Consider the following 20,877-nt stretch of genomic DNA (forward strand, 5'->3'; position numbering starts at 1 on the left):
GCTCTTAGTAGATATCAAAGTCGAAATACTTGTCGTTGATCGCTTTGTAAACGCCGTTCGCACGGATTGCTTTGATTGCTGCGGATAAACGATCACGAAGCTCGGTATCAGACTTCCGAACGGCAACACCAGCACCGTCGCCGAAATATTTAGGATCGCTGTAAGATGGGCCGAAAAGCTCGAAGTCTTTACCGGCGTCTGTTTTTACAAAGCCATCATCCATTGCAATGGAATCAGCAATCAACAGATCAACGCGACCAGCTGCGATATCAAGATATGCTTCGTCCTGAGTACCATAACGTTTGATTTCGGTGTCGGGGAATTCGGCTGTGATGAAAGTATCATGGATTGTTCCACGCTGTACGCCGACAGATTTGCCTTTCATGCCTTCAGCAGTAATTTCGATGCCAGAACCTTTTTTGCGAAGGAAGCGCGCTGGAGAGTTGTAATATTTCTCAGAGAAATCAACTTTCTTTTTACGCTCTTCGGTAATGGACATGGATGCGATGATTGCATCGTATTTTTTAGCGTTAAGCGCAGGAATGATACCATCCCAGTCCTGAACAACCATGGTGCACTTTACTTTCATTTCTTCACAAAGTGCATTGGCGATATCAATATCGAAACCAACAACGTTACCATTGGTGTCAATGCTGCTGAATGGAGGGTAAGCACCCTCAACACCGATACGCAGATCTTTGGCTGCGACAGCGCCAGCTGTGAATGTCATTGCTGCGGCTACAGCAGTTACAAGAAACTTTTTCATTTAATGGCTCCCTAAATTTAATTGTTATACTTGTTGTTTATTTTATTATTTTAGATTTCCAGCGATAAACTGTTTGAAACGCTCTGATTGTGGATTGGTGAAAATCTCTTGCGGATTTCCCTGTTCCAGAATATGGCCCTTGTGAAGGAAAAGTGTTTGGTTTGACACTTCCCGGGCAAATCCCATTTCGTGCGTTACGACAATCATTGTGCGACCTTCTTCAGCAAGGTCACGGATAACTTTCAAGACTTCACCAACCAGCTCTGGATCCAAAGCTGATGTGGGTTCATCAAATAACATGACAGATGGGTCCATAGCCAGAGCCCGCGCAATCGCAACGCGCTGTTGCTGACCGCCGGACATGTGCGCAGGATAGTAATCCTTGCGTTCGTAGATGCCGACTTTTTCCATCATTTCATTCGCACGTTCGGTCGCTTCCGCTTTACTTAGACCGAGTACGTGGATTGGGGCTTCTATAATGTTTTCCAGCGTGGTCATGTGAGACCAGAGGTTGAACCCTTGGAATACCATCGACAGTTTAGAGCGAATGCGTTCAATCTGTTTGTTATCAGTCGGCACAGGCTCACCAGACTTGGTGGTTTTCATGTTGATGAGTTCACCACCGACGATCACATTGCCGGAATTCGGAGTTTCCAAAAGGTTGATGCAGCGGAGAAAAGTACTCTTGCCGGACCCACTGGAGCCCAGCATCGAGATGACATCACCTTCGTTAGCAGTTAAGGAAACACCTTTTAAAACTTCGATATTGCCGAATGATTTATGAATGTCTTCACAAACAAGTGCAGGTGTTTTGTCCACCATAGCCGCGGCGTTTGACGCCATAGGTTATGTCCCCATTGTTGAATTGTCTTATTATTTTACTTCCTAATGAAATTAGTGTGGTTTTTTCATTATGAAAAGCAAAAAAAATACATACAATTTCTGTAGATGTGTTTGTGGCAAATTTTTAAAGCCCAAGTTCTTGCTTTAGCTTTTGAATTTTCTCTCGCGCCTCTTCTGCGTCCGGTTGTTTTTCTGCGGCCATTTCAGCATTCTTGATGGCTTCAAGCGCGTCTGATGATCTGTCGAGTGTATGATAGGATCGTGCCAGTTGTATCCAGCCTTGCAGATCATCGGGCGTTTCGGACAAGCGATCAGCTAATCTTTCGACCATACCATTGATCATCTCGGTTCTTTCTTCTGCACTTAATTCTGCAGCGGCGGCCATGTCTTCAGAAGAGGGGCCCGGTTGAACTTCTGCCTGTTGTTCTGCAGTTTCTGTTGGCTCCTGAGCGGGATAGGAGGCGAGGAGTTTCTCCGGATTCATCTTTTCCTGATTGGCAAGCCCGACAATTTGTGCGTCCAGAACTTGTAACCAGGGATCTGCTGCTGAGGTATAGGTCCGCAACGTTAGCCAGAGCTTGAGTGCATCTTCATTTGCACCAGCTTGGGTTAAAGCCAGGCCACTATAGAACAGCCCGCGAGGATCACGCGGATTGAGTTCAAGTGTCTTTCTAAAGAGTTCAAGTGCATCCGTTGAAACTTGACCCTCTGCCTGTGCAACCATCATTTCGGCAACGGCGCTGAAAATCATCGGATTGGGGGGATTGTTTTCCATTGCTTGTCGAAAAGCCTTTTCCGCAAGAGGGAATTGTCCGATCTCTGCGTAGGTACTGCCCAGTAGCATCCAACCTTCCAGGTTTTGCGGTTCGTTTTCCAACCGGGTTTGTAACTTTTGTGCAAGCGCCATCATTTCGGTATTGCGTTGATTGTCTTGCTGTTGAGCAATTGCCATGCGTTCTGCGGTAATATCACGTTCGGCAAGGGGCATGCCCGGAATACCGGGTTGCCCGAGATACATGTAGAGTGCTAGTCCGGCGATTGGAAATGCAACAATCAAGCTTCCCAATAAACCTTTCATCGCATTTGGCGATAAGGGTTGCCCTTTGGTTGAGGCTGATTGTTCTTGGCCTGCATTCAGGATGCGTCGTTGAATTTCGATGCGGGCGATTTCCGCCTGAGCTTCGGCAATGTTTCCCGCTTTGAGATCCTTGTCGATTTCTTTCAGCTGGTCTTTGTAGACTGCAAGATCAGATTCAGCTGTATCAGCAGGTGCTGTCTCTGCCTTTTTTGCCAATGGCTTGATGAGAACGAGAAGAGAAAGTGCTGTCAGTGTTCCAATGAGTGCCCAAAAGATCATGAGGTTTCTCCTGAATCTGAGCTTTTTGTCTTCTTGTCTTCATCCAAAAGCTGATTGAATCGCGCTTCTTCTTCTAGGCTAAGTGGCTTGACAACTTTCAGGTTTTTGTTTCCCCGGTAAAAAAAGATCAGACCGACACCGCCAACGCTGAAAACGAGGAGGGGGCCGAACCAGAGCAAGAAGGTGGCTGTGTTAAAGGGCGGGCGAAATAAAACGAAATCACCATATCGGGCAGAGAGATAGCTTTTTACGTCGTCATCACTATCACCGGCAACAAGCCTTTCTCTTACAACAATCCGTAATTCTTTTGCCAGATCGGCATTTGAGGAATCGATCGGCTCATTTTGACAAACCAAACATCTGACCTCTTTTGAGATCTCGCGCGCACGTGCTTCCAGAGCTGGATCATCAAGGATTTCGTCAGGCTCGAAAGCCTTCACAGAATTACTGTTGGCGGTGAATATCAAAAGAACGGCTGCAAAAAGGAATAAGCCACGCATTGGTAAATAATTTCCCTGATAAAGTCTGTACCAGACTATTTTTGTGCCTGAAGGTTGTCGATAATCGGTAAAATCTTGTTGTCCAGATCACCCGGGTTCAAAGGGCCAACATGTTTATAGCGTATGGTGCCTGTGGCATCGACAATAAAGGTTTCCGGGACACCATATACGCCCCAGTCGATCCCTGTTCTGCTTTTAGGATCTCGGCCGACCCGGTGATAGGGGTTCCCGTTGCGATTTAACCAATTGAGAGCATCTTCGGGTTTGTCGCGATAATTAATACCATAGAGGTTAATATCATCGCGTTTGCCAAGTTTGACCATGTCCGGGTGTTCAGCAAGACAGGGAACACACCATGAGGCAAAAATGTTCACAACAGAAACTTTGCCATTGGAGGTCAAATCAGCTCTGGAGAAGCCGGGTACACCGAGATTTTCCAAGGCCGTCAGATTAAACTCTGGTGCCGGCTTGTCGATCAATACCGAAGGCAAGATCTTGGGGTCTCTTCCCGGTTTGGTCAGGGCCCAGAAGAAATAGCCGAACAGAACCAGCGTGATCAGGAGCGGAAGCGTGAAGAGTATTTTCTTATTCATGCTGCGGCATTCTGTTGAGATTTTTGTTTACGCTTGCCCTGTTTTCTCTTTCCGGCTGGTGCCCCAACCCTGAGGCGTCGATCAGCAAGAGAAAGGAACCCGGCTAGAACCATCAAGGTACATCCGAACCATATCCAGGTGATCATCGGTTCGCGGTAAATACGCACAGTCCAGCCACCGTCTTCAACCTGATCCCCGATAACAGCGTAGTAATCACCTACAAAGGTGGAATAGATCGCAGCTTCTGTTGTCGGCATTTTTTGAACGTTATAGAGGCGTTTTTCCGGTTTTAAAATGGCCATGAATTCACCGTTTTGACTTACGGTGAAAGTACCTTCTACAGCCTGATAGTTTGGGCCAACCAACTCACGGACACCATCTAAACGGTAATCTGTCCCGGCAACCGAGATGGTCTCGCCAGGCTTTAGGACAGCAACGTCTTCGACCTTCCACGCTGTTGTTGAAATCATACCCGCGACCGCAATCGCAAGCCCCCCATGAGCAAGTGTCATGCCCCAGGCAGAGCCGGGTAGTTTCACCATGCGTTGCCAGCTTGTGGACAGAGGTGCCCGGAAAAGCTTTATCTTGTCTGCCCATTCGCTAAGGGTGCCCAACAGCATCCAAGCGGCCATGCCAAGTCCCAGAATAGCCAGAAGAGGTCCGCCTTCTGTGACATACCAAGCGAGTAAAATGGCTAAAATTGTCGCAAGTCCTGCATATTTTAAACGCCCTAGAACACCGACCAGATCGGCTCGCTTCCAGGGGAGCAATGGACCAGCACAAACACAGAGGAGAAGCGGCACCATAACAGGCACAAAGGTATTGTTATAAAAAGGCGGTCCTATTGAAACGCGGCCGCCACCCAAGGCTTCCATAAAAAGAGGATAGAGTGTGCCAAGAAAAACAGTGGCACAGGCGGTGCTGAGTAATAGGTTATTTAACAATAATCCGCCTTCGCGACTGATCGGTGAGAAAATACCACCGGCTTTGAGCGAGGGAGCGCGGAAGGCAAAAAGAGTCAATGACCCGCCAATGGCAATGGCCAGAAGGAAGAGAATAAAAACACCGCGTTCCGGGTTTACGGCAAAGGAGTGAACAGAGGTCAGCAATCCTGAACGCACAATGAAGGTGCCAATAAGAGAGAGAGAGAAGGTCAGGATTGCAAGAAGAATGGTCCAGACTTTGAGGGAGTTCCTTTTTTCCACAACGATGGCGGAGTGCAGCAAGGCAGTACCCATAAGCCATGGCATGAAGGCAACATTCTCAACGGGATCCCAAAACCACCAACCACCCCAGCCAAGCTCATAATAAGCCCACCAACTACCCAGTGCGAGACCTCCGGTCAGGAAGGTCCACGCAGTTAATGTCCAAGGGCGAACCCATCGTGCCCATGCGGCATCAACCTTGCCTTCGATAAGCGCGGCGATCGCAAAGGAAAAGGCTACGGAAAAGCCGACATATCCGACGTAGAGCATCGGTGGATGAAATGCCAACCCGGGATCTTGTAAAAGAGGATTCAAATCGCGGCCGTTTTCTGGCGGCATGAGAAGACGGGTGAAGGGGTTGGATGTAAAAATCAGGAAAGTCAGAAAACCTACGCCAATCATGGCTTGGACAGCGAGAACCCGGGCTTTGAGCGTCACAGGCAAGTTACGTCCGAAAGCAGCTACTGCAGCGCCGAAAATCGCAAGAATAAGAATCCATAATAACATGGACCCTTCGTGGTTGCCCCAAACACCACTGATTTTATAAAGCAATGGTTTTGTTGAGTGAGAGTTCTCGGCAACATTGACGAGCGTAAAGTCAGAAACAATGTAAGCCTGAGTTAGGCACCCAAAAGCAAGAATAACAAAAAGCAATTGAACCAATGATGCCTGACCACCAAAAGCCATTAAGCGGCTATCGAGTCGTTCCGCGCCGATTAACGGCAGGATTGATTGAGCAATAGCGGCAAGCAGAGCCATGATAATGGCAAACTGTCCAAGTTCAGCAATCATTCTGTTATTTGCTCCTCATCTCCGCGCCATTCTCCGGATGCCTTCAAAGCTTCAATAACTTCGGCAGGCATGTAATTCTCGTCGTGCTTTGCCAGAACTTCGTGGGCAATAAATTCACCCTTTTCATTCAGGCTACCTTCGGTAATGACGCCCTGTCCTTCGCGAAAGAGGTCAGGAAGTATGCCTTCATAGTTTACAGCGACAGTTTCTGCGCCATCTGTAATGGAAAACTTAACCTTGAGACCGCCGTCCAGCTTTTCAAAGGTTCCATCTTCGACAAGGCCACCTAATCTGAGTGCCCGACCAACAGTTACCTGTTTGGTTTTGAGGTCCGAGGGGCTGTAAAAATAGGTGATATTATCATCCAGAGCAGTTAATACGAGCGCTGTCGCAGAGGCCAGCAAAGCAATGGCGACCACGAGTACATACATTCTACGGCTTTTCCGCGTCATGGGCGGGCTGTCTCTTCCTTGTGACCAGACTGTTTGGTTGAATTCTGAATAGTTTGGAATTCAGCCAGTTCAGCTTTGTTTTTTCGCAGGCGTTGCAAGGTCGTAACAAGTAAGCCCAACATCACGGCAGCCGTTAAAAGATAGGCTGTCCAGATGTAAGCGCCATAGTTCCCCATCGAGAGAAAATTCGTTATTTGTTCCATACTGTCCTGCGTAACCTGAGTTGTGCCGGAATTAATTATACCACTTTCCGGCTTCTTCTCTTATTTTGTAGATAGACATAATTCTAACGTTTAAACACTAGCGCATTATGTCACACTAAAACCCTAAGACTTTGATTCACATCATGATCAATATTTGTTGATCTCTCACTGATTTATCAAAGCTTTTCATTGCAATCTTAATGTGCCTTATCGACAACCGCGCGGCGATACTTGCGCAACTTGGCTTCTATAAGCTCGCTTTTGATTCGTATTAATAAAACAACGATATAGAAAAGTTTGAAGGCCACCCCCATAATCATGAGCGGCCAGAGCATTGAGGGATCAATCGACGGACCGTCAGCGCGCATGACTGAAGCTGGCTGATGAAGCGTATTCCACCAGTCCACGGAAAACTTGATAATCGGTATATTCACAAAGCCGACAATGGCAAGAACGGCGGCAGCTTTATTTCCGCGTTCCTGTTCTTCGAAGGCGTGCATCAGGGCCATGTGGCCGAGGTAAAGGAAGAAGAGGATCAGCACAGATGTCAGGCGTGCATCCCAAACCCACCAAGCTCCCCACATTGGTTTGCCCCATAGAGATCCCGTTGCAAGGGCCAAAAAGGTAAAGCCGGCCCCGATAGGTGCAGAGGCTTTGGCGGCAAGATCGGCAAGGGGGTGACGCCAGATCAAAGAGCAAACAGACGCAATAGCGATTGATGTGTACACGAACATAGCCATCCATGCTGATGGCACATGAATGTACATAATCCGTACGCTTTCGCCCTGTTGGTAATCAGGGGGGGATGTGAAAAAAGACATGTAGAGGCCGACGGCCAGTGAAATTACTGTCAGGCCGGAAACCCATGGAAGCACCTGATTGGTCAGCTTCAAAAATCTGTTTGGATTGGCAAATCGGTGAAAGACCGACATTGTCCTTATCCCTTCAATTATATTCTTGTGCATCAGGCACAGGTTCATTTAACGGTGAGCAGACACTAGGGCAAAGATATATACCTTGCCTTGATATCAATCAATTTTGGGATATCAACCGATTCAGCGATATCCTTCAATTTGGCCGTACTCAACTCCTCATATTTTGAACGTTCTATTCGACGTGTTCTATTCTACCGACTGCCGCAAGGCGGCGGCTCCGGCTAGTGGCGTTATTAATAACGAAACAAGTAAGATCGCGCCAAGCAACAAAAGGTGAGGTCGCGCATTAGCGATAACCGCGCCAGCTTCCAGACTGTTCATAGCCGCATCAATAGCTCCGACACCAAAAATCAGTGTTGGTATATAAAGTGGGAGAACAAGCAGGGGAATCAAGACACCCCCGCGCCTTGCACCAAGGGTCAGTGTTGCTGCGATAGCCCCAATTAAGCTGAGGCTTGGTGTGCCCAATATCATGGCGATAAGAAGAATCGTCATGGCATCAGAATCCATATTAAACAGTAATGCGATCAAAGGAGCAGCCAGAATAAGCGGGAGCCCGGTTGTTAGCCAGTGGGCGAGGACCTTGGCGAGGACGGCAACTTCCAAGGATGTCGATGATAAAATAAGCTGTTCCAGACTTCCGTCTTCGTAATCTGCAAGAAATAACCGTTCAAGAGAGAGCAGGACGGCCAGCAGAGCTGTGACCCAAATAATACCCGGGGCAATACGTGCAAGCAAGTTCGGCTCGGGACCGAGACCAAAGGGAAACAGCATGGCGGTAAGTATAAAAAACAATACGGCCATGGTTAAATCTGATTTTTGACGGAGTGCCAGGCGCAAGTCTCTGGAAACAATATTGAGGAAAGCCTTCATATCCAGGATTCCTCGTCATTTTCAATCGCCAGAAGCTCTTTGTTATAAAGCGGACTGTAATCTTGAAGGTTTAGCCTGTTTGGATTTTCAACGTGTATGGGACTGTGCGTTGCAAAAATAACTGACCCGCCTTTTGATCTGTGAGTTTTGATAACCTCTTCCAGCAGAGCTACTGAGGCAACATCCAGTCCGACCGAGGGTTCATCCAGTAACCAAACAGATCGCTCTGACGCCAGCAAGCGTGACAGGGTCAACCGTCTGCTCTGTCCGGATGAGAGAAGATTCGCCGGGGTATGTTTGAGTGGGAGCATTCTGAAATGATCCAATGCATCGTCCAAACTCGGATCGTCTTTCGTTTTCCCTGACCAATAGGCCAGATTTTCCAAAACTGTCAAAACAGGTTTAATTGCGTTTCGGTGCCCGATGTAATGAATATGGCTCTGGAAAATTTCAGGCTCTTTCGTTGCGTCTTGTCCTTGCCAAAGAAGCTTTCCAAGTTTTGGTCGAACAAGGCCGGATAGCATACGTATCAGGCTTGATTTTCCGCTACCGTTTGGTCCTTCGAGAATAAGGGCCTGTCCTTGAGCAAGATTGAAGCTCAATCCGAGAAAGACAGTGCGCCCGCCTCTTATACAGGTAAGGTCTTCCCCTTGAAAAAGGCTGTTGCCCAATATCTAAACCCTTATTTTTTATTGGAACTAAGATGCGAAAGGCCATCATGCCTGATCGACTCTCTTGCGTATAACTAAAAAGCGTATAGCAAAAAAAATCCCCTCTCGCCAATAAGGTGTTTCCTTATGACGCAAGGGGATCGGGAGTCTTAAAAGAGGATGCGGCTGCCAGTCGGGTATCCGGCAGCCGCTAGAGTCCAGCTTTGGGGTAATGTGGAGATCTTCAGGATCTCTAGCAGAGAGGGGAAGCTCTCTACGGTTTTGAATGTAGGACCCAATTTTGAAGGGACTTAGCCCTAAATGTGGCAAAAGGATGATTTATCGCATGCCAAGGATTCTTCATATTTTTGTAAAGATGAAGAATGGACTTTATAAAATAGTGTGAAAACAAATAGATAAACTGTTGTATGTCGCATAAAAATAAAAAATGATCGCTATTGGGTTATTTTTTTTCTTGATAAATCACAATATAAAGATATTGTTATATTGATTTTGGCGCACAGCTCGCGCCTAGAGGAGATGTTACCGTGGAAGTACTACTAAAAGGATTACAGTCGATTGCCGAACCAACGCGATTGCGTGTGTTGGGTCTTTGCGCCCATGCGGAATTGACTGTGAGTGAGCTTGTTCAGATCCTTGGACAAAGTCAGCCACGTGTTTCTCGTCACTTGAAGCTGTTGATGGAGGCAGGCCTTCTGGAGCGTCATCAGGAAGGTAACTGGGCTTATTTCAGGCTGTCAGATAACCAGCCTTGTTCTGAGTTGGCGCGATTGGTCATTGATTTGATTCCGGCGGATGACCCCAAACTGGCTTTGGATTTTCAGCGCTTGGAAGACATCAAAGCAGAACGTGCGCGCAAGGCGCAGGAATATTTCCGCAAAAATGCATCTGACTGGCACGAGATCAGGTCCCTTCACATCGATACCTCTTCTATTGAAGCGGCATTCCAGGAAACGTTGTTGAGAGAGCCTGTAAAGGAACTGCTGGATATTGGTACTGGCACCGGGCGCGTGCTGGAACTTGTCTCGGGTGAAGTTGGTTCCATTGTTGGCTTGGATATTTCTCGCGAGATGCTGGCGATTGCCCGAAACAATATTGACCGTGCCGGTTTGACAAACTGTCAGGTGCGTCAGGGCGATATGTATCAAATCCCCTTTGGAAATGAACGCTTTGATGCGGTTTGTCTGAATATGGTGCTGCACTATGCCCTCGACCCACGAATGTGTTTGCGCGAGGCCGCAAGGGTTATCAAACCCGGAGGTCGTTTAATTCTGGTGGATTTCGCGCCCCATCGTATGGATAGCCTGCGTGATGATCATGCACATCATTGGTTGGGCTTTGATGATAAACAAATCGAAGAGTTTTGCGATGATGCAGGGTTAACCCTCTCTGATCCAGAACATCTTCCGGGTGATCCGCTGACAGTCTGCATTTGGACAGCACGTCGCGATCCCAATACGGAGTAAAGAAGAATGAAAAGACCTGATATCAGTTTTGAACTGTTTCCGCCGGCTTCGGCAAACGGTCTTGATAATCTGACAAAGGCAGTAACGCGCCTGAAAGCTTTTGAGCCGAAATACTACTCTATTACCTATGGGGCCGGTGGCTCCGGGCAGCAGAAATCAAAAGACCTTTTGGAAAAGCTGTCAGAAGATAAAGACCTGACACTTGCTGCCCACATTACAATGGCGGGGGCCTCAAAAGCTGACATTCTGGAAACCGTCAAAGGCTGGCGTGATCTGGGGGTGAGCCGTCTGGTTGCTCTACGGGGTGATGCAGAGGAGCCTGGTGCTGCCTTTAAACCTCACGAAAATGGTTTTCAGGATTCTGTTGAGTTTATTGCAAGCCTGAGAGAACTGGGTGATTTCGACATTGCCGTTGCGGCCTATCCTGATCCACATCCTGATAGCAAATCACTGGCTGATGATCTGGCTTTTCTGAAACAAAAACAGGATGCTGGTGCCACAACAGCAATCACACAGTTTTTCTTTGAAGCAGAGAGTTATTTTCGCTTTGTTGAGGAGGCGAGAAAAGCGGGTATTACAATCCCGATTATCCCGGGAATTTTACCGATTAATAATATTACCCAATTAAAGCGTTTTGCTGATCGTTGTGGTGCAACTATCCCGGATTGGGTCAGTAAGGCCTTTGAGGGATTGGAAGATAATCCTGAAACGGCTGCTGCTGTTGCTGTATCGCTTTGTCTGGACCTGTGCCGTGATTTGATTGATGGCGGTGTTGACGCTTTCCATTTTTATACCCTCAACCGTTCTCCTTTAACGGAAGCTGTATGCCGGCTTCTATCTATTCAAGCTGAAGAGAAGGAAGCAGCATAATGAGAAACTTTATTGATGCGCTAAACAGCCGTGTTTTATTAACTGATGGTGATTTGAAACCCGCCCTGCGTGAAGCAGCAACTGATCTCAAGCGCGCTACCTTTGGAAACGAAGACTGCCTTGCTGCTTTGAATATTTCCCGTCCGGATTTGGTAACGGCGGCTCACAAAGACTTTTTGGAAGCCGGTGCGGATGTGATCAGAACACACACGCAAGATGCTTCGCTGGATGTTTTGACAAAATTCGATATGCAGGATGAAACCTTCATTATCAATCACCTTGCCGCTGAAGCTGCTTGTCTGGCTGTTGATTCGCTGCCAGGTGGTGACCGTCGTCGATTTGTGCTGGGTGTTGCAGACCAATCCAATGCAACAGGTACTGACAATGAGCTACGCTACGGCGCTTATATTCAGGTGCAGGGACTGGTGTCTGGCGGCGTTGATGCGCTGACGTTCAAGCCTGTGTCTGATTTGGAACAGGCACGTGCACAGTTGGCATCTGCAAGACAGGCTCTTTTAGAATTGGGGTCTTCCGTTCCATTGCTTTTGGACTATTCCGAAGATCACGATTTTACAGACGATACCGTTGGCGATCTTGTAGATGGTGTTTGTTATGTTGAAAACGGTGATACGATAAAAGCTGGTTTCCCGGTACATCAGGTTGGACAGAAAATCCTTGTCCATGGGGGACGTTCTCCGAAAGAGACTTTAAAGCTTGATGCGGCGCTGCGTAAAAAGGCTGCCGATGGCTATCGCCCGGTAACACGTCCGAATGTATCACCGCGTGAGACCATTGTACCTGTATCCAGTTGGAATGACTATTCCGTGGTTGCCAACAACTAAAGCATCTTGAATGCACAGTTTGTTAAAGAGGGTGGCATGTTGATAAAGATGCTACCCTCTTTTTTTATTCCCTCGGTCTAAAACCCTACTTTTTGTGTGAGACAAAACGCTCTTTCATGGTGTCTTGCGCTAATATCCATTTGGCGTGACTATAGATTCAGATCAACAACTGAGGGCACTCTGATCTGGGTGCGATTGGATATGGTTGAGTTTCTGGATGCCGCGCTTCTGGCGCGTGTGCAATTTGCTTTTACGATTTCGTTTCACATTGTCTTTCCTGCCTTTTCTATCGGATTAGCAAGTTACCTTGCTGTTCTCGAAGGACTTTGGCTGTGGACAGGTCGAGATGTTTTCTTACGTATTTTCAAATACTGGATAAAAATCTTTGCCGTTGTCTTCGGAATGGGTGTGGTTTCCGGCATTGTCATGAGCTATCAGTTCGGGACGAATTGGAGTGTATTTTCTGACAAGACGGGGCCTATACTTGGTCCGCTGATGGGGTATGAAGTCCTGTCGGCCTTTTTCCTGGAAGCCGGATTTCTGGGTGTCATGCTTTTTGGTATGAACAAGGTCGGTAAAAAACTGCATTTCTTCGCGACGCTGATGGTGGCAATTGGCACTCTGTTCTCTGCTTTCTGGATATTGTCTGTGAACTCCTGGATGCAGACACCAGCAGGCTACGGTATCAACGAAGTTGGGCAGTTTGTCCCTGTGGATTGGTGGGCAGCTGTTTTCAATCCTTCATTCCCTTACCGTCTGGTTCATATGGTTTTAGCGGCTTATCTGACAACGGCCTTTGTTGTCGGTGGTGTTGCTGCGTGGCATCTGTTGCGGGACAAAACGAACCAATCTGCGCGGATCATGTTTTCAATGGCGATGTGGATGGCGGTTATCGTTGCGCCAATCCAAATTATTGCGGGTGATTTGCATGGGCTGAATACGCTTGAACATCAGCCAGCTAAAATTGCGGCAATGGAAGGACACTTTGATACAAAAAAAGGGGCTCCGCTTATTCTCTTTGGTTTGCCGTCAATGCAGGATGAGACCGTTCATTTTGCACTGGAAATTCCAAAATTGGGCAGTTTGATTTTAACACATGATCTTAATGGCGAAGTCAAAGGCCTGAAAGAATGGGCTCTGGAAGACAGGCCTAATGTGCCCATCGTTTTTTGGTCGTTCCGCATCATGGTCGGTTTGGGATTTCTGATGGTAGCTTTGGGGGGGTGGAGTTTCCTTCGACGCATGCAGAAAAAGTTGTATGAGACGCCGTTAATGTTACGGTTTGCTACCTGGATGGCGCCATCTGGTTTTATCGCTCTTTTGGCGGGATGGATTACGACAGAGGTCGGAAGGCAACCTTACACAGTCTATGGTCTGTTGCGCACGTCTGATTCCATATCACCGATTGATGCGCCTGCAGTCGCAATATCTCTACTTGCTTTTGTTGTCGTCTACTTCGCGGTGTTCGGTGTCGGGGTGGTTTATATTCTTCGTCTGATGAAACGAACGCCCGACACGGATATACCCGACGATTACAAACCCGATGAAGCCCCGATACGTGCCACAAGTATGTTCCCGATTGAAACACTTTCTTCTGGTGACAAAGCGCTAACGCAAGGTGCAGGAGGTAAGACAAATGGAAATTGATCTCGCGCTTATCTGGTCTTTGTTGATTGCGTTTGCGGTCCTTGCTTACGTTTTACTAGATGGTTTCGATCTGGGTATTGGTATTTTGTTTCCCTTCTTTAACAAGGGAAGTGAACGTGATTATGCCATGAATACCATTGCTCCGGTGTGGGATGGAAACGAGACCTGGTTGGTTCTTGGTGGGGGTGGGCTTTTTGCCGTTTTCCCCTTGGCTTATTCTGTTGTGTTACCTGCCCTTTATGCGCCTTTGACCATTATGTTGTTGGGGTTGATCTTTCGGGGTGTTGCTTTTGAATACAGGTGGCGAAGCGAGAACTCTCAAGGGCTTTGGGATCTGGCTTTTTTTGGCGGCTCCCTTGCCGCTGCTTTTTGTCAGGGGATCGCCTTGGGTGCTTTGGTGCAGGGCATCGACGTGGTTGATCGTGCCTATGCCGGCGGATGGTGGAATTGGCTAACGCCGTTTTCACTGCTCACAGGTATATCGGTTGTTGTGGGTTACATTCTATTGGGGTCTACATGGTTGATTTTAAAGACTGTTGGTCCTGTTCAGGAAAAAGCACATCGCTATGCAAAGCCAGCATTGTTTGGACTTTTGGGTTTAATCGGGGTTGTCAGTATTTGGACACCGTTTCTTAATCCTGAGTTTCTGGCGCGTTGGTTTACCATGCCACAGATAATCTATACGGCTCCGGTCCCGCTTCTTGTCTTGGTTTCAGCACTGGTTTTATTGCGAGGCCTCAAAGAAAAGAACGATGTCTGGCCTTTCTTAGCAAGCTTGGGGTTATTTGTTCTGACTTACATAGGTTTGGGGATCAGTTTCTTTCCCTACATGGTGCCCCCCAGCCTGACAATCTGGCAAGCGGCGGCACCTGACGTAAGTCTGGAGTTCTTGCTTATTGGTACAGCAGTGCTCGTGCCGTTAATCCTGGGTTATACGGCCTATGCCTATTGGGTATTCCGGGGGAAAGTTGATCCCGATGAAGGGTACCATTGATGGCGACGAATAGCTCTGCGAACAAGACTTTGGCTGATCCTCAAGTAAAGGACCAGTCGGAAAAAGCAAATCAATCTGAGCCGCAGAGCTTCCGGTATAGATTGATTTGGTTTGTTGGGTTATGGCTTGGGGGTGTTTTCGCTTTGGGCGTTGTTGGGTATACTATCCGTGCCTGGCTTGGGCTTTCTTGAGTACGGGCTTGAGTATCGGGCATGAGTATCAAGTTTGAGTTTGGGGTTAGAGAATATCGAGCCCCAAGTCCAGACAGGGGGCGCTATGGGTTAGCCATCCCATTGAGATAACATCAACTCCGGTTTTTGCAATGGCACGTGCTGTTTCTCGGGTGATGCCGCCAGATGCCTCTGCAATGGCCTGTCCATCAATCATCACTACGGCCTCACGTAAGGTTGGTAAGTCCATATTGTCTAATAGAATGATGTCGGGGCGATGAGGCAAAGCCTGTTTTAGTTGATCAAGCCGATCAACTTCGACTTCGATTTTCACCATGTGCCCAATTTGAGATCTGGCAGTTGCAATGGCTTTCCCGATATCGCCTCCAACTGCAGCAATATGATTATCTTTGATCATCACACCGTCATAAAGACCAAAGCGATGATTGTGTCCGCCGCCGCACCGCACGGCGTATTTTTCAAAAGCACGCAGGCCTGGGGTGGTTTTTCTTGTACAGGTAACGCGCACAGGCAGATCATCAACCAAATCAACGATGTTACGGGTTGCAGTGGCAATTCCCGATAGATGGCCCATGTAGTTCAGGCCAACACGCTCACCGCTCAGGATTGCGCGGGCAGGACCTGTTATTGTGGCAACGATACTTCCGGGAGAGAGGCGCGTGCCATCTTCCAATAAAATTTCAACAATCACCTGTTCCGATAGCTCTGCCATTGCGGCCTGTAGAAATGCGGAGCCAGAAACGATACCGCTCTGTCTGCTCACAATCGATGCTGTGAGTTGAGCATCTTCCGGGATCATTGATTGGCTGGTGAGATCCCCGGTTGATCCTAGATCTTCCAAAAGAGCGACCTTTACGGCCTGTGAAATAAGGGGTGAGGGCAGGGGCGTTATTTTCATCGTTTAAACTTTTATCGTCTAACTTATCTTTGGGGGAGTCTATGAAGCCAGCTTGATTGCAACACTTGTTGTATCGGTGGCGACATCCTTTGTGTCTTTGTTCAGTTTAAGCGTGCTGTGGCGCTGGTATTGCGGATCGCTTTCGGGGTAATCGAGACGGTAATGTCCCCCTCTGCTTTCCTTTCGCTCAAGTGCTGTCGTCGCAATCAGGCGACTGACGGTCATGATGTTTCTCAATCGCGTTGATGCATGAGGATGATTTATTTCAAGACGATCCAATTCTTTTAACAGTGTTTTCAATCCATTTTCATCCCGGCAAAGTCCTATGTAGCAATAGTTCAGGGTTTGTAGTTGATGAATTGCTTCGTTATCGTTTTTCGCACTGCTGGAGCGAGTATTGGGGTTTTTGAAAATCTCTATTTCAGGGATGTTTCTTGCCGGGTTTTCGGCAAGGAAGTCGCAGACATCTTTACTGACAAGAGGGGCAAATACCAAAGCTTCGAGCAGGGAGTTACTGGCCAATCTGTTCGCGCCGTGCAAGCCGGTGCAGGCGGCTTCGCCACAAACCCAGAGGCCACCGAGATTTGTTCGCCCGCGATTATCGGTTTCTATGCCGCCCATATGATAGTGCGCTGCCGGGACGACGGGAATAAGGTCTTTTACCGGATCAATGTCATGATTTTCGCAGTGAGCATATACCGTGGGGAAGTGCTCGGGAAAGGCCTTGCCGATAGATTTGCGGCAATCAAGATAACAGCGATGCCCCTTTTGTATCTGCCGCCATATACCTCTGGCGACAACATCCCGTGGCGCTAATTCGGCGAGAGGATGTTCATCCTTCATAAATCGTTTGCCTGTCTCGTTAACTAACCAGGCGCCATCCCCTCGTAGAGCTTCTGTTGCCAAGGGGCGGGGAGTGGCCTCCACATCTATGGCTGTGGGGTGAAACTGAACGAATTCGAGATCTTTAAGTTTGGCGCCTGCGCGGGCGGCCATGGCAAGCCCATCCCCGCAAGCGGCGAATGGATTGGTGGTTGCGCTGTAGATTTGCCCGATGCCGCCAGTTGCAATAATCGTGGCGTCAGCACTGATCGTCTGTGATTTATTGTCTTGCAAAAGGGTTGCCCCAAAAACCTGATTGTTTTGGCATAACAAATCGATTGCTTCTGCATTCTCGAGAACGGTAATGTGTGCGGCCTCTTGTACCCGTCGACGCAGAACCCGCATGACTTCCCTGCCGGTCGAATCTCCGTTGGCATGGACAACGCGTCTGTGGCTATGGGCAGCTTCCCTGCTGAGGCTCAGGCCCTTTTCGTCATGATCAAAGATCACCCCAAGATCGATCAGATCGCGAATGCGCTCTGGCCCGAGATCGGTAACCAATGCGGCAATGTCTTCATCTGCAATGCCGCCGGCGACAGCGAGTGTATCCGCGAGATGGCTTGCAGGACTATCGGCAGGGTCTAGTGCCGCTGATATTCCCCCTTGTGCCCAAGTGCTGGATGCTTCTTGTCCAAGTGGTCCCTTCGATAAAAGCGTGACAGCTTTGGGCGCAAGACGTAATGCCGCCATCAAGCCGGCGAGGCCCGCGCCAATTACCAAAACATCTGTCGTTGTGCTTTTAACCATGTCGGCTGATCATATCGGTGGGATTGGGCACGGGGAAACCTCCTTAACTTGCGTCCAGCATGCGTTGAACTGCAAGGCGTGCCCGATCAGCAAGCGCAGGGTCGACGGTAACCTCGTGCGACATGTTTTTTAAGGATTCACAGATGTTCATCAGGTTGATGCGTTGCATGTGAGGGCAAAGGTTACAGGATCGGATGAAGCTTGTATCCGGGTTTTCAGATGCAATATTATCGCCCATAGAACATTCTGTGATCAGGGCAACTTCGGCAGGCTTTTGCTCGGATACAAAGTTAATCATGCCAGCGGTTGATCCTGAATAGTCCGCAGCTTCGACAACTTCAGGCGGACACTCTGGGTGAGCAAGAACGGTGACATTGGGGTGAGCTTTGCGCAGTTGTGTGACCTGCTTGGCGGTGAAGCGTTCATGAACTTCGCATTCACCCTGCCAGGTGAGGATCTCAACGTCGGTTTCGGCGGCAACATTTGCGGCAAGAAAACGATCCGGGATTAGCAATACCCGATCAACACCTAATGACTCAACGATCTTCACTGCATTTCCGGATGTACAGCAGATGTCTGATTCAGCCTTTACTTCGACAGAGGTATTCACATAGGTAACAATTGGAACGCCGGGATATTTTTTGCGAAGATTACGCACATCTTCGCCTGTGATTGAATCAGCTAATGAGCACCCGGCTTTTGGATCCGGTATCAACACGGTCTTAGACGGGTTAAGAAGTTTTGTTGTTTCTGCCATAAAGTGAACGCCAGCCATGACGATAACATCGGCTTCTACATCAATAGCCTTTTGTGCAAGCGCCAGTGAATCCCCAACGATATCAGAAACGCAATGATAGATATCTCTGGTTTGGTAGTTGTGGGCGAGAACAACAGCGTTGCGTTCTTTTTTTAAACGCAGAATTTCATCAACATAGGGCGCAAAATCGGGCCACTCTTCTTTGCTGATTGCCGGGTAAACCTGCTCAAAGACAGAGGCGGTACGTGCGGCCACCTCCGGTGTGTATGTGTATTCTTCTGTCTCTGTTACGGCGGTGTTCGCAGGCATGGTAACCTCTTTTGCTCTATTTGAGTATAAGGGGGCTATAAAAAAAGACGGGGGCTCCCTGTTACACTTATGCTACAAGTGAGTATTACTTGGGTCAAGTTTATTATGCTCACATGTAGTATAAGCTTTTTTTGTCTTCTAATAATGACTGCTCGATTCTATAATTTTAGCTGTGCCGTATAGTTGACGAGATGATCAATGAGCGCTCTCAATGCAGGTGGCATATGTTGTCGACTTTGATATAGGCCGTAGAGACCAAGTTCTTTTGGGATTACGTTAGGTAGAACTTGAACCAGTTCCCCTTTATCCAGGTAGGGCTGGGCAACCTGTCTAGGCTGCATGGAGATACCAAAGCCTTGCAAAGTTGCTGTTAGCAGTACGTCGGAATCATTGGCCTTAAGGTTTCCGGTTACTTTTTGAGTTGAAATTTCGTCTCCTTCTTTAAAGTGCCAAAGGCCCTTTTCAAAATTGGCGTAAGTCAGGCAGCTATGGGTTTGCAGATCTTCGAGGATCTGGGGAACCTGTTTACCCTTCAAATAGCTTGGAGCGGCACAAAGTACGGAATGACAGCTGCCCAACTTGCGTGCAATGAGATTGGGGTCAAGGGTATTGGTAATGCGAAGGGCGAGATCGATGCGCTCCTCCACGAGGTTAACTGCGTCATTCCTTATCTCCAGTTCTATATCGACCTTTGGGTGATCCTGATAATACTGCTGAAGAGCCGGAATCAGGATGTTCTCGGCTGCGTAGTGAGAACTGCTTATCCTGAGTGTGCCTTTTGGCGTGTTGTCGACGACGTTGACGACCTGGGGTATGTCTTCAGCAATTTTTACCAGTTCTTTGCAGTGTTCCAAGGCCTGTTCACCTGGCGGGGTTAGGCTTAGGCGTCGTGTGCTGCGATGTAACAAGCGCGCACCTGCCCAGTTTTCAATCTCGCCTAGGTAACGCGTCACCATGGATCGGGACATGCCGAGGTTTTGCGCAGCTGCCGCCATGCTGCCAGACTCAACAATATTAATGAAAACTTTGGTTGCTGTTATGCGGTCCATTTACCAACTCATTATATGTTCGAAATATGCAATAGTCTATTGAGTATTACACCTCTTATTCTCCGATTTATGCAACTTATATCAAGGGTCTTCTTATAGAGATAACAATAAACGGAGATTTCAAATGTTAAGGAAGATTGGTGGTCAACTTGCAGGGGCTTTACAAAAAACAGCCTTGGTGTTTTCGACGGTATTAGCTTTAACTCAGGTATCCCATGCCGAAGGGTTAAAGCTGCAAGTCTTTAATCCGGGTGAAAAGAGCCTTTTTGCGGTAACCTCAACCTTGGTCACAGGAAAGAGCGAGGCTGTACTTATTGATGCTCAGTTCCAAAAGGACGATGCTCAATCCGTTCTTGCGATGATTAAACAGAGTGGCAAGAAGTTGACAACCATATATATAAGTCACAGTGATCCTGACTTTTACTTTGGTTTGGATGTCATCAAGCAGGCTTATCCCGACGCGAGGGTGATTGCGACACCAAAGACGGTCGAAAAAATCAGAGCAAGCATTGATGGCAAGGTTGCCTATTGGGGGCCAATTCTTAAAGAGAATGCCCCAGACCAAGTCTTTGTTCCTGACGTTATTACAAGTGATACTATTGAGGTTGATGGGCAAAAGCTAATCATCCAAGGTCTCAACGGTCACGATCCTGTCCATACCTATCTCTGGATACCCTCTTTGAAGACGGTAGCTGGCGGCGTTATTGTAAATGAAAATCGTCATGTCTGGATTGCGGATGCGCAAACACGGGTCTCTCGTCAGAATTGGTTTAAAACTCTTGATATGATCATCGACCTTAATCCCAAAAGGGTTATCCCGGGTCACTATGTTGAAAGAGCTGTTCAGGATTTGAGCTCTGTAAGGCAGACGCGAGAGTACATTGTGACCTTTGAAAAAGAAGCTTCAAAGGCAGTAGATTCTAAAGAGTTGATTGAACGTATGAAGCAGCTCTATCCGGACTATACAAATTTCGGAAGTTTGGAGATCAGTGCAAAAATCATCAAAGGCGAAATGACCTGGCCGCAATAGTTGGG

Annotated in this window: 22 protein-coding genes; 7 read left to right on the plus strand and 15 right to left on the minus strand. The window is 47.9% G+C overall.

Annotated features, from left to right (window positions below; translation table 11 throughout):
* Positions 1-4: 4 nt before the first annotated feature.
* The 11 genes from BKB51_RS14395 to ccmA all read right to left on the minus strand — a co-directional run bounded on the left by BKB51_RS14395 (position 5) and on the right by ccmA (position 9,190).
* Positions 5-766 carry an ABC transporter substrate-binding protein gene (locus BKB51_RS14395; protein ID WP_085901787.1) on the minus strand — a complete coding sequence of 254 codons (762 nt, stop codon included), beginning with the start codon at positions 764-766 and terminating at the stop codon, positions 5-7.
* Positions 767-811: 45 nt separating this feature from the next.
* The gene (locus tag BKB51_RS14400) at positions 812-1,609 is read right to left on the minus strand and encodes an ABC transporter ATP-binding protein (protein ID WP_085901788.1); all 798 of its coding nucleotides are present in this window, start codon (positions 1,607-1,609) and stop codon (positions 812-814) included.
* A gap of 124 nt (positions 1,610-1,733) precedes the next feature.
* A complete protein-coding gene (gene ccmI, locus BKB51_RS14405) occupies positions 1,734-2,966 on the minus strand; it encodes a c-type cytochrome biogenesis protein CcmI (protein ID WP_085901789.1) in 1,233 nt (410 codons plus the stop codon).
* Entirely contained in the window at positions 2,963-3,466 is a 504-nt protein-coding gene (locus BKB51_RS14410; RefSeq protein ID WP_085901790.1) for a cytochrome c-type biogenesis protein, read from the minus strand. The genes ccmI and BKB51_RS14410 overlap by 4 nt, the downstream gene beginning before the upstream one ends.
* Positions 3,467-3,501: 35 nt before the next feature.
* Entirely contained in the window at positions 3,502-4,059 is a 558-nt protein-coding gene (locus tag BKB51_RS14415) for a DsbE family thiol:disulfide interchange protein (RefSeq protein WP_085901791.1), read from the minus strand.
* Positions 4,056-6,056, minus strand: a complete 2,001-nt coding sequence (locus BKB51_RS14420) for a heme lyase CcmF/NrfE family subunit (RefSeq protein WP_085901792.1) — start codon at positions 6,054-6,056, stop codon at positions 4,056-4,058. Before BKB51_RS14420 ends, BKB51_RS14415 begins: the two co-directional genes overlap by 4 nt.
* Positions 6,053-6,508, minus strand: a complete 456-nt coding sequence (ccmE, locus tag BKB51_RS14425; RefSeq protein ID WP_085901793.1) for a cytochrome c maturation protein CcmE — start codon at positions 6,506-6,508, stop codon at positions 6,053-6,055. Before ccmE ends, BKB51_RS14420 begins: the two co-directional genes overlap by 4 nt.
* Positions 6,505-6,711: a heme exporter protein CcmD gene (ccmD, locus tag BKB51_RS14430; protein ID WP_085901794.1), complete on the minus strand. Its 207-nt coding sequence runs from the start codon at positions 6,709-6,711 to the stop codon at positions 6,505-6,507. Before ccmD ends, ccmE begins: the two co-directional genes overlap by 4 nt.
* A 197-nt stretch (positions 6,712-6,908) precedes the next feature.
* A complete protein-coding gene (locus BKB51_RS14435) occupies positions 6,909-7,643 on the minus strand; it encodes a heme ABC transporter permease (RefSeq protein WP_085901795.1) in 735 nt (244 codons plus the stop codon).
* Between the two features lie 189 nt (positions 7,644-7,832).
* Positions 7,833-8,519 carry a heme exporter protein CcmB gene (gene ccmB / locus BKB51_RS14440; protein WP_085901796.1) on the minus strand — a complete coding sequence of 229 codons (687 nt, stop codon included), beginning with the start codon at positions 8,517-8,519 and terminating at the stop codon, positions 7,833-7,835.
* Positions 8,516-9,190 carry a heme ABC exporter ATP-binding protein CcmA gene (gene ccmA / locus BKB51_RS14445; RefSeq protein WP_158090241.1) on the minus strand — a complete coding sequence of 225 codons (675 nt, stop codon included), beginning with the start codon at positions 9,188-9,190 and terminating at the stop codon, positions 8,516-8,518. Before ccmA ends, ccmB begins: the two co-directional genes overlap by 4 nt.
* Positions 9,191-9,717: 527 nt before the next feature.
* On the opposite strand from ccmA, the gene BKB51_RS14450 reads away from it, so the two are divergent.
* From BKB51_RS14450 to BKB51_RS14475, 6 genes are all read left to right on the plus strand, one after another.
* On the plus strand, positions 9,718-10,656 hold the full coding sequence (locus BKB51_RS14450; protein WP_085901798.1) for an ArsR/SmtB family transcription factor: 939 nt from the start codon (positions 9,718-9,720) through the stop codon (positions 10,654-10,656).
* Positions 10,657-10,662: 6 nt separating this feature from the next.
* Entirely contained in the window at positions 10,663-11,526 is an 864-nt protein-coding gene (metF, locus tag BKB51_RS14455; RefSeq protein ID WP_085901799.1) for a methylenetetrahydrofolate reductase [NAD(P)H], read from the plus strand.
* Positions 11,526-12,368, plus strand: coding sequence for a homocysteine S-methyltransferase family protein (locus tag BKB51_RS14460; RefSeq protein WP_085901800.1), 843 nt, complete (start codon positions 11,526-11,528; stop codon positions 12,366-12,368). Before metF ends, BKB51_RS14460 begins: the two co-directional genes overlap by 1 nt.
* Before the next feature lie 201 nt (positions 12,369-12,569).
* Positions 12,570-14,015, plus strand: a complete 1,446-nt coding sequence (locus BKB51_RS14465) for a cytochrome ubiquinol oxidase subunit I (protein WP_085901801.1) — start codon at positions 12,570-12,572, stop codon at positions 14,013-14,015.
* A complete protein-coding gene (gene cydB / locus BKB51_RS14470) occupies positions 14,005-15,009 on the plus strand; it encodes a cytochrome d ubiquinol oxidase subunit II (protein ID WP_085901802.1) in 1,005 nt (334 codons plus the stop codon). Before BKB51_RS14465 ends, cydB begins: the two co-directional genes overlap by 11 nt.
* A complete protein-coding gene (locus BKB51_RS14475) occupies positions 15,009-15,200 on the plus strand; it encodes a hypothetical protein (protein ID WP_085901803.1) in 192 nt (63 codons plus the stop codon). Before cydB ends, BKB51_RS14475 begins: the two co-directional genes overlap by 1 nt.
* 46 nt (positions 15,201-15,246) lie before the next feature.
* Here the strand turns inward: BKB51_RS14475 and nadC are convergent, their stop codons facing one another.
* The 4 genes from nadC to BKB51_RS14495 all read right to left on the minus strand — a co-directional run bounded on the left by nadC (position 15,247) and on the right by BKB51_RS14495 (position 19,842).
* A complete protein-coding gene (gene nadC / locus BKB51_RS14480) occupies positions 15,247-16,098 on the minus strand; it encodes a carboxylating nicotinate-nucleotide diphosphorylase (protein WP_198946749.1) in 852 nt (283 codons plus the stop codon).
* Positions 16,099-16,137: 39 nt separating this feature from the next.
* Positions 16,138-17,727, minus strand: a complete 1,590-nt coding sequence (locus tag BKB51_RS14485; protein ID WP_085901804.1) for an L-aspartate oxidase — start codon at positions 17,725-17,727, stop codon at positions 16,138-16,140.
* 43 nt (positions 17,728-17,770) lie between these two features.
* Positions 17,771-18,793 carry a quinolinate synthase NadA gene (nadA, locus tag BKB51_RS14490; protein ID WP_085901805.1) on the minus strand — a complete coding sequence of 341 codons (1,023 nt, stop codon included), beginning with the start codon at positions 18,791-18,793 and terminating at the stop codon, positions 17,771-17,773.
* A 158-nt stretch (positions 18,794-18,951) separates the two neighbouring features.
* Positions 18,952-19,842: a LysR family transcriptional regulator gene (locus tag BKB51_RS14495; protein ID WP_085901806.1), complete on the minus strand. Its 891-nt coding sequence runs from the start codon at positions 19,840-19,842 to the stop codon at positions 18,952-18,954.
* A gap of 124 nt (positions 19,843-19,966) precedes the next feature.
* On the opposite strand from BKB51_RS14495, the gene BKB51_RS14500 reads away from it, so the two are divergent.
* The gene (locus tag BKB51_RS14500) at positions 19,967-20,872 is read left to right on the plus strand and encodes an MBL fold metallo-hydrolase (RefSeq protein ID WP_085901807.1); all 906 of its coding nucleotides are present in this window, start codon (positions 19,967-19,969) and stop codon (positions 20,870-20,872) included.
* Positions 20,873-20,877 lie beyond the last annotated feature (5 nt).

Origin of the sequence: Kiloniella majae (assembly GCF_002118315.1) — a bacterium.
GTDB classification, from domain to species: Bacteria; Pseudomonadota; Alphaproteobacteria; order Kiloniellales; family Kiloniellaceae; genus Kiloniella; species Kiloniella majae.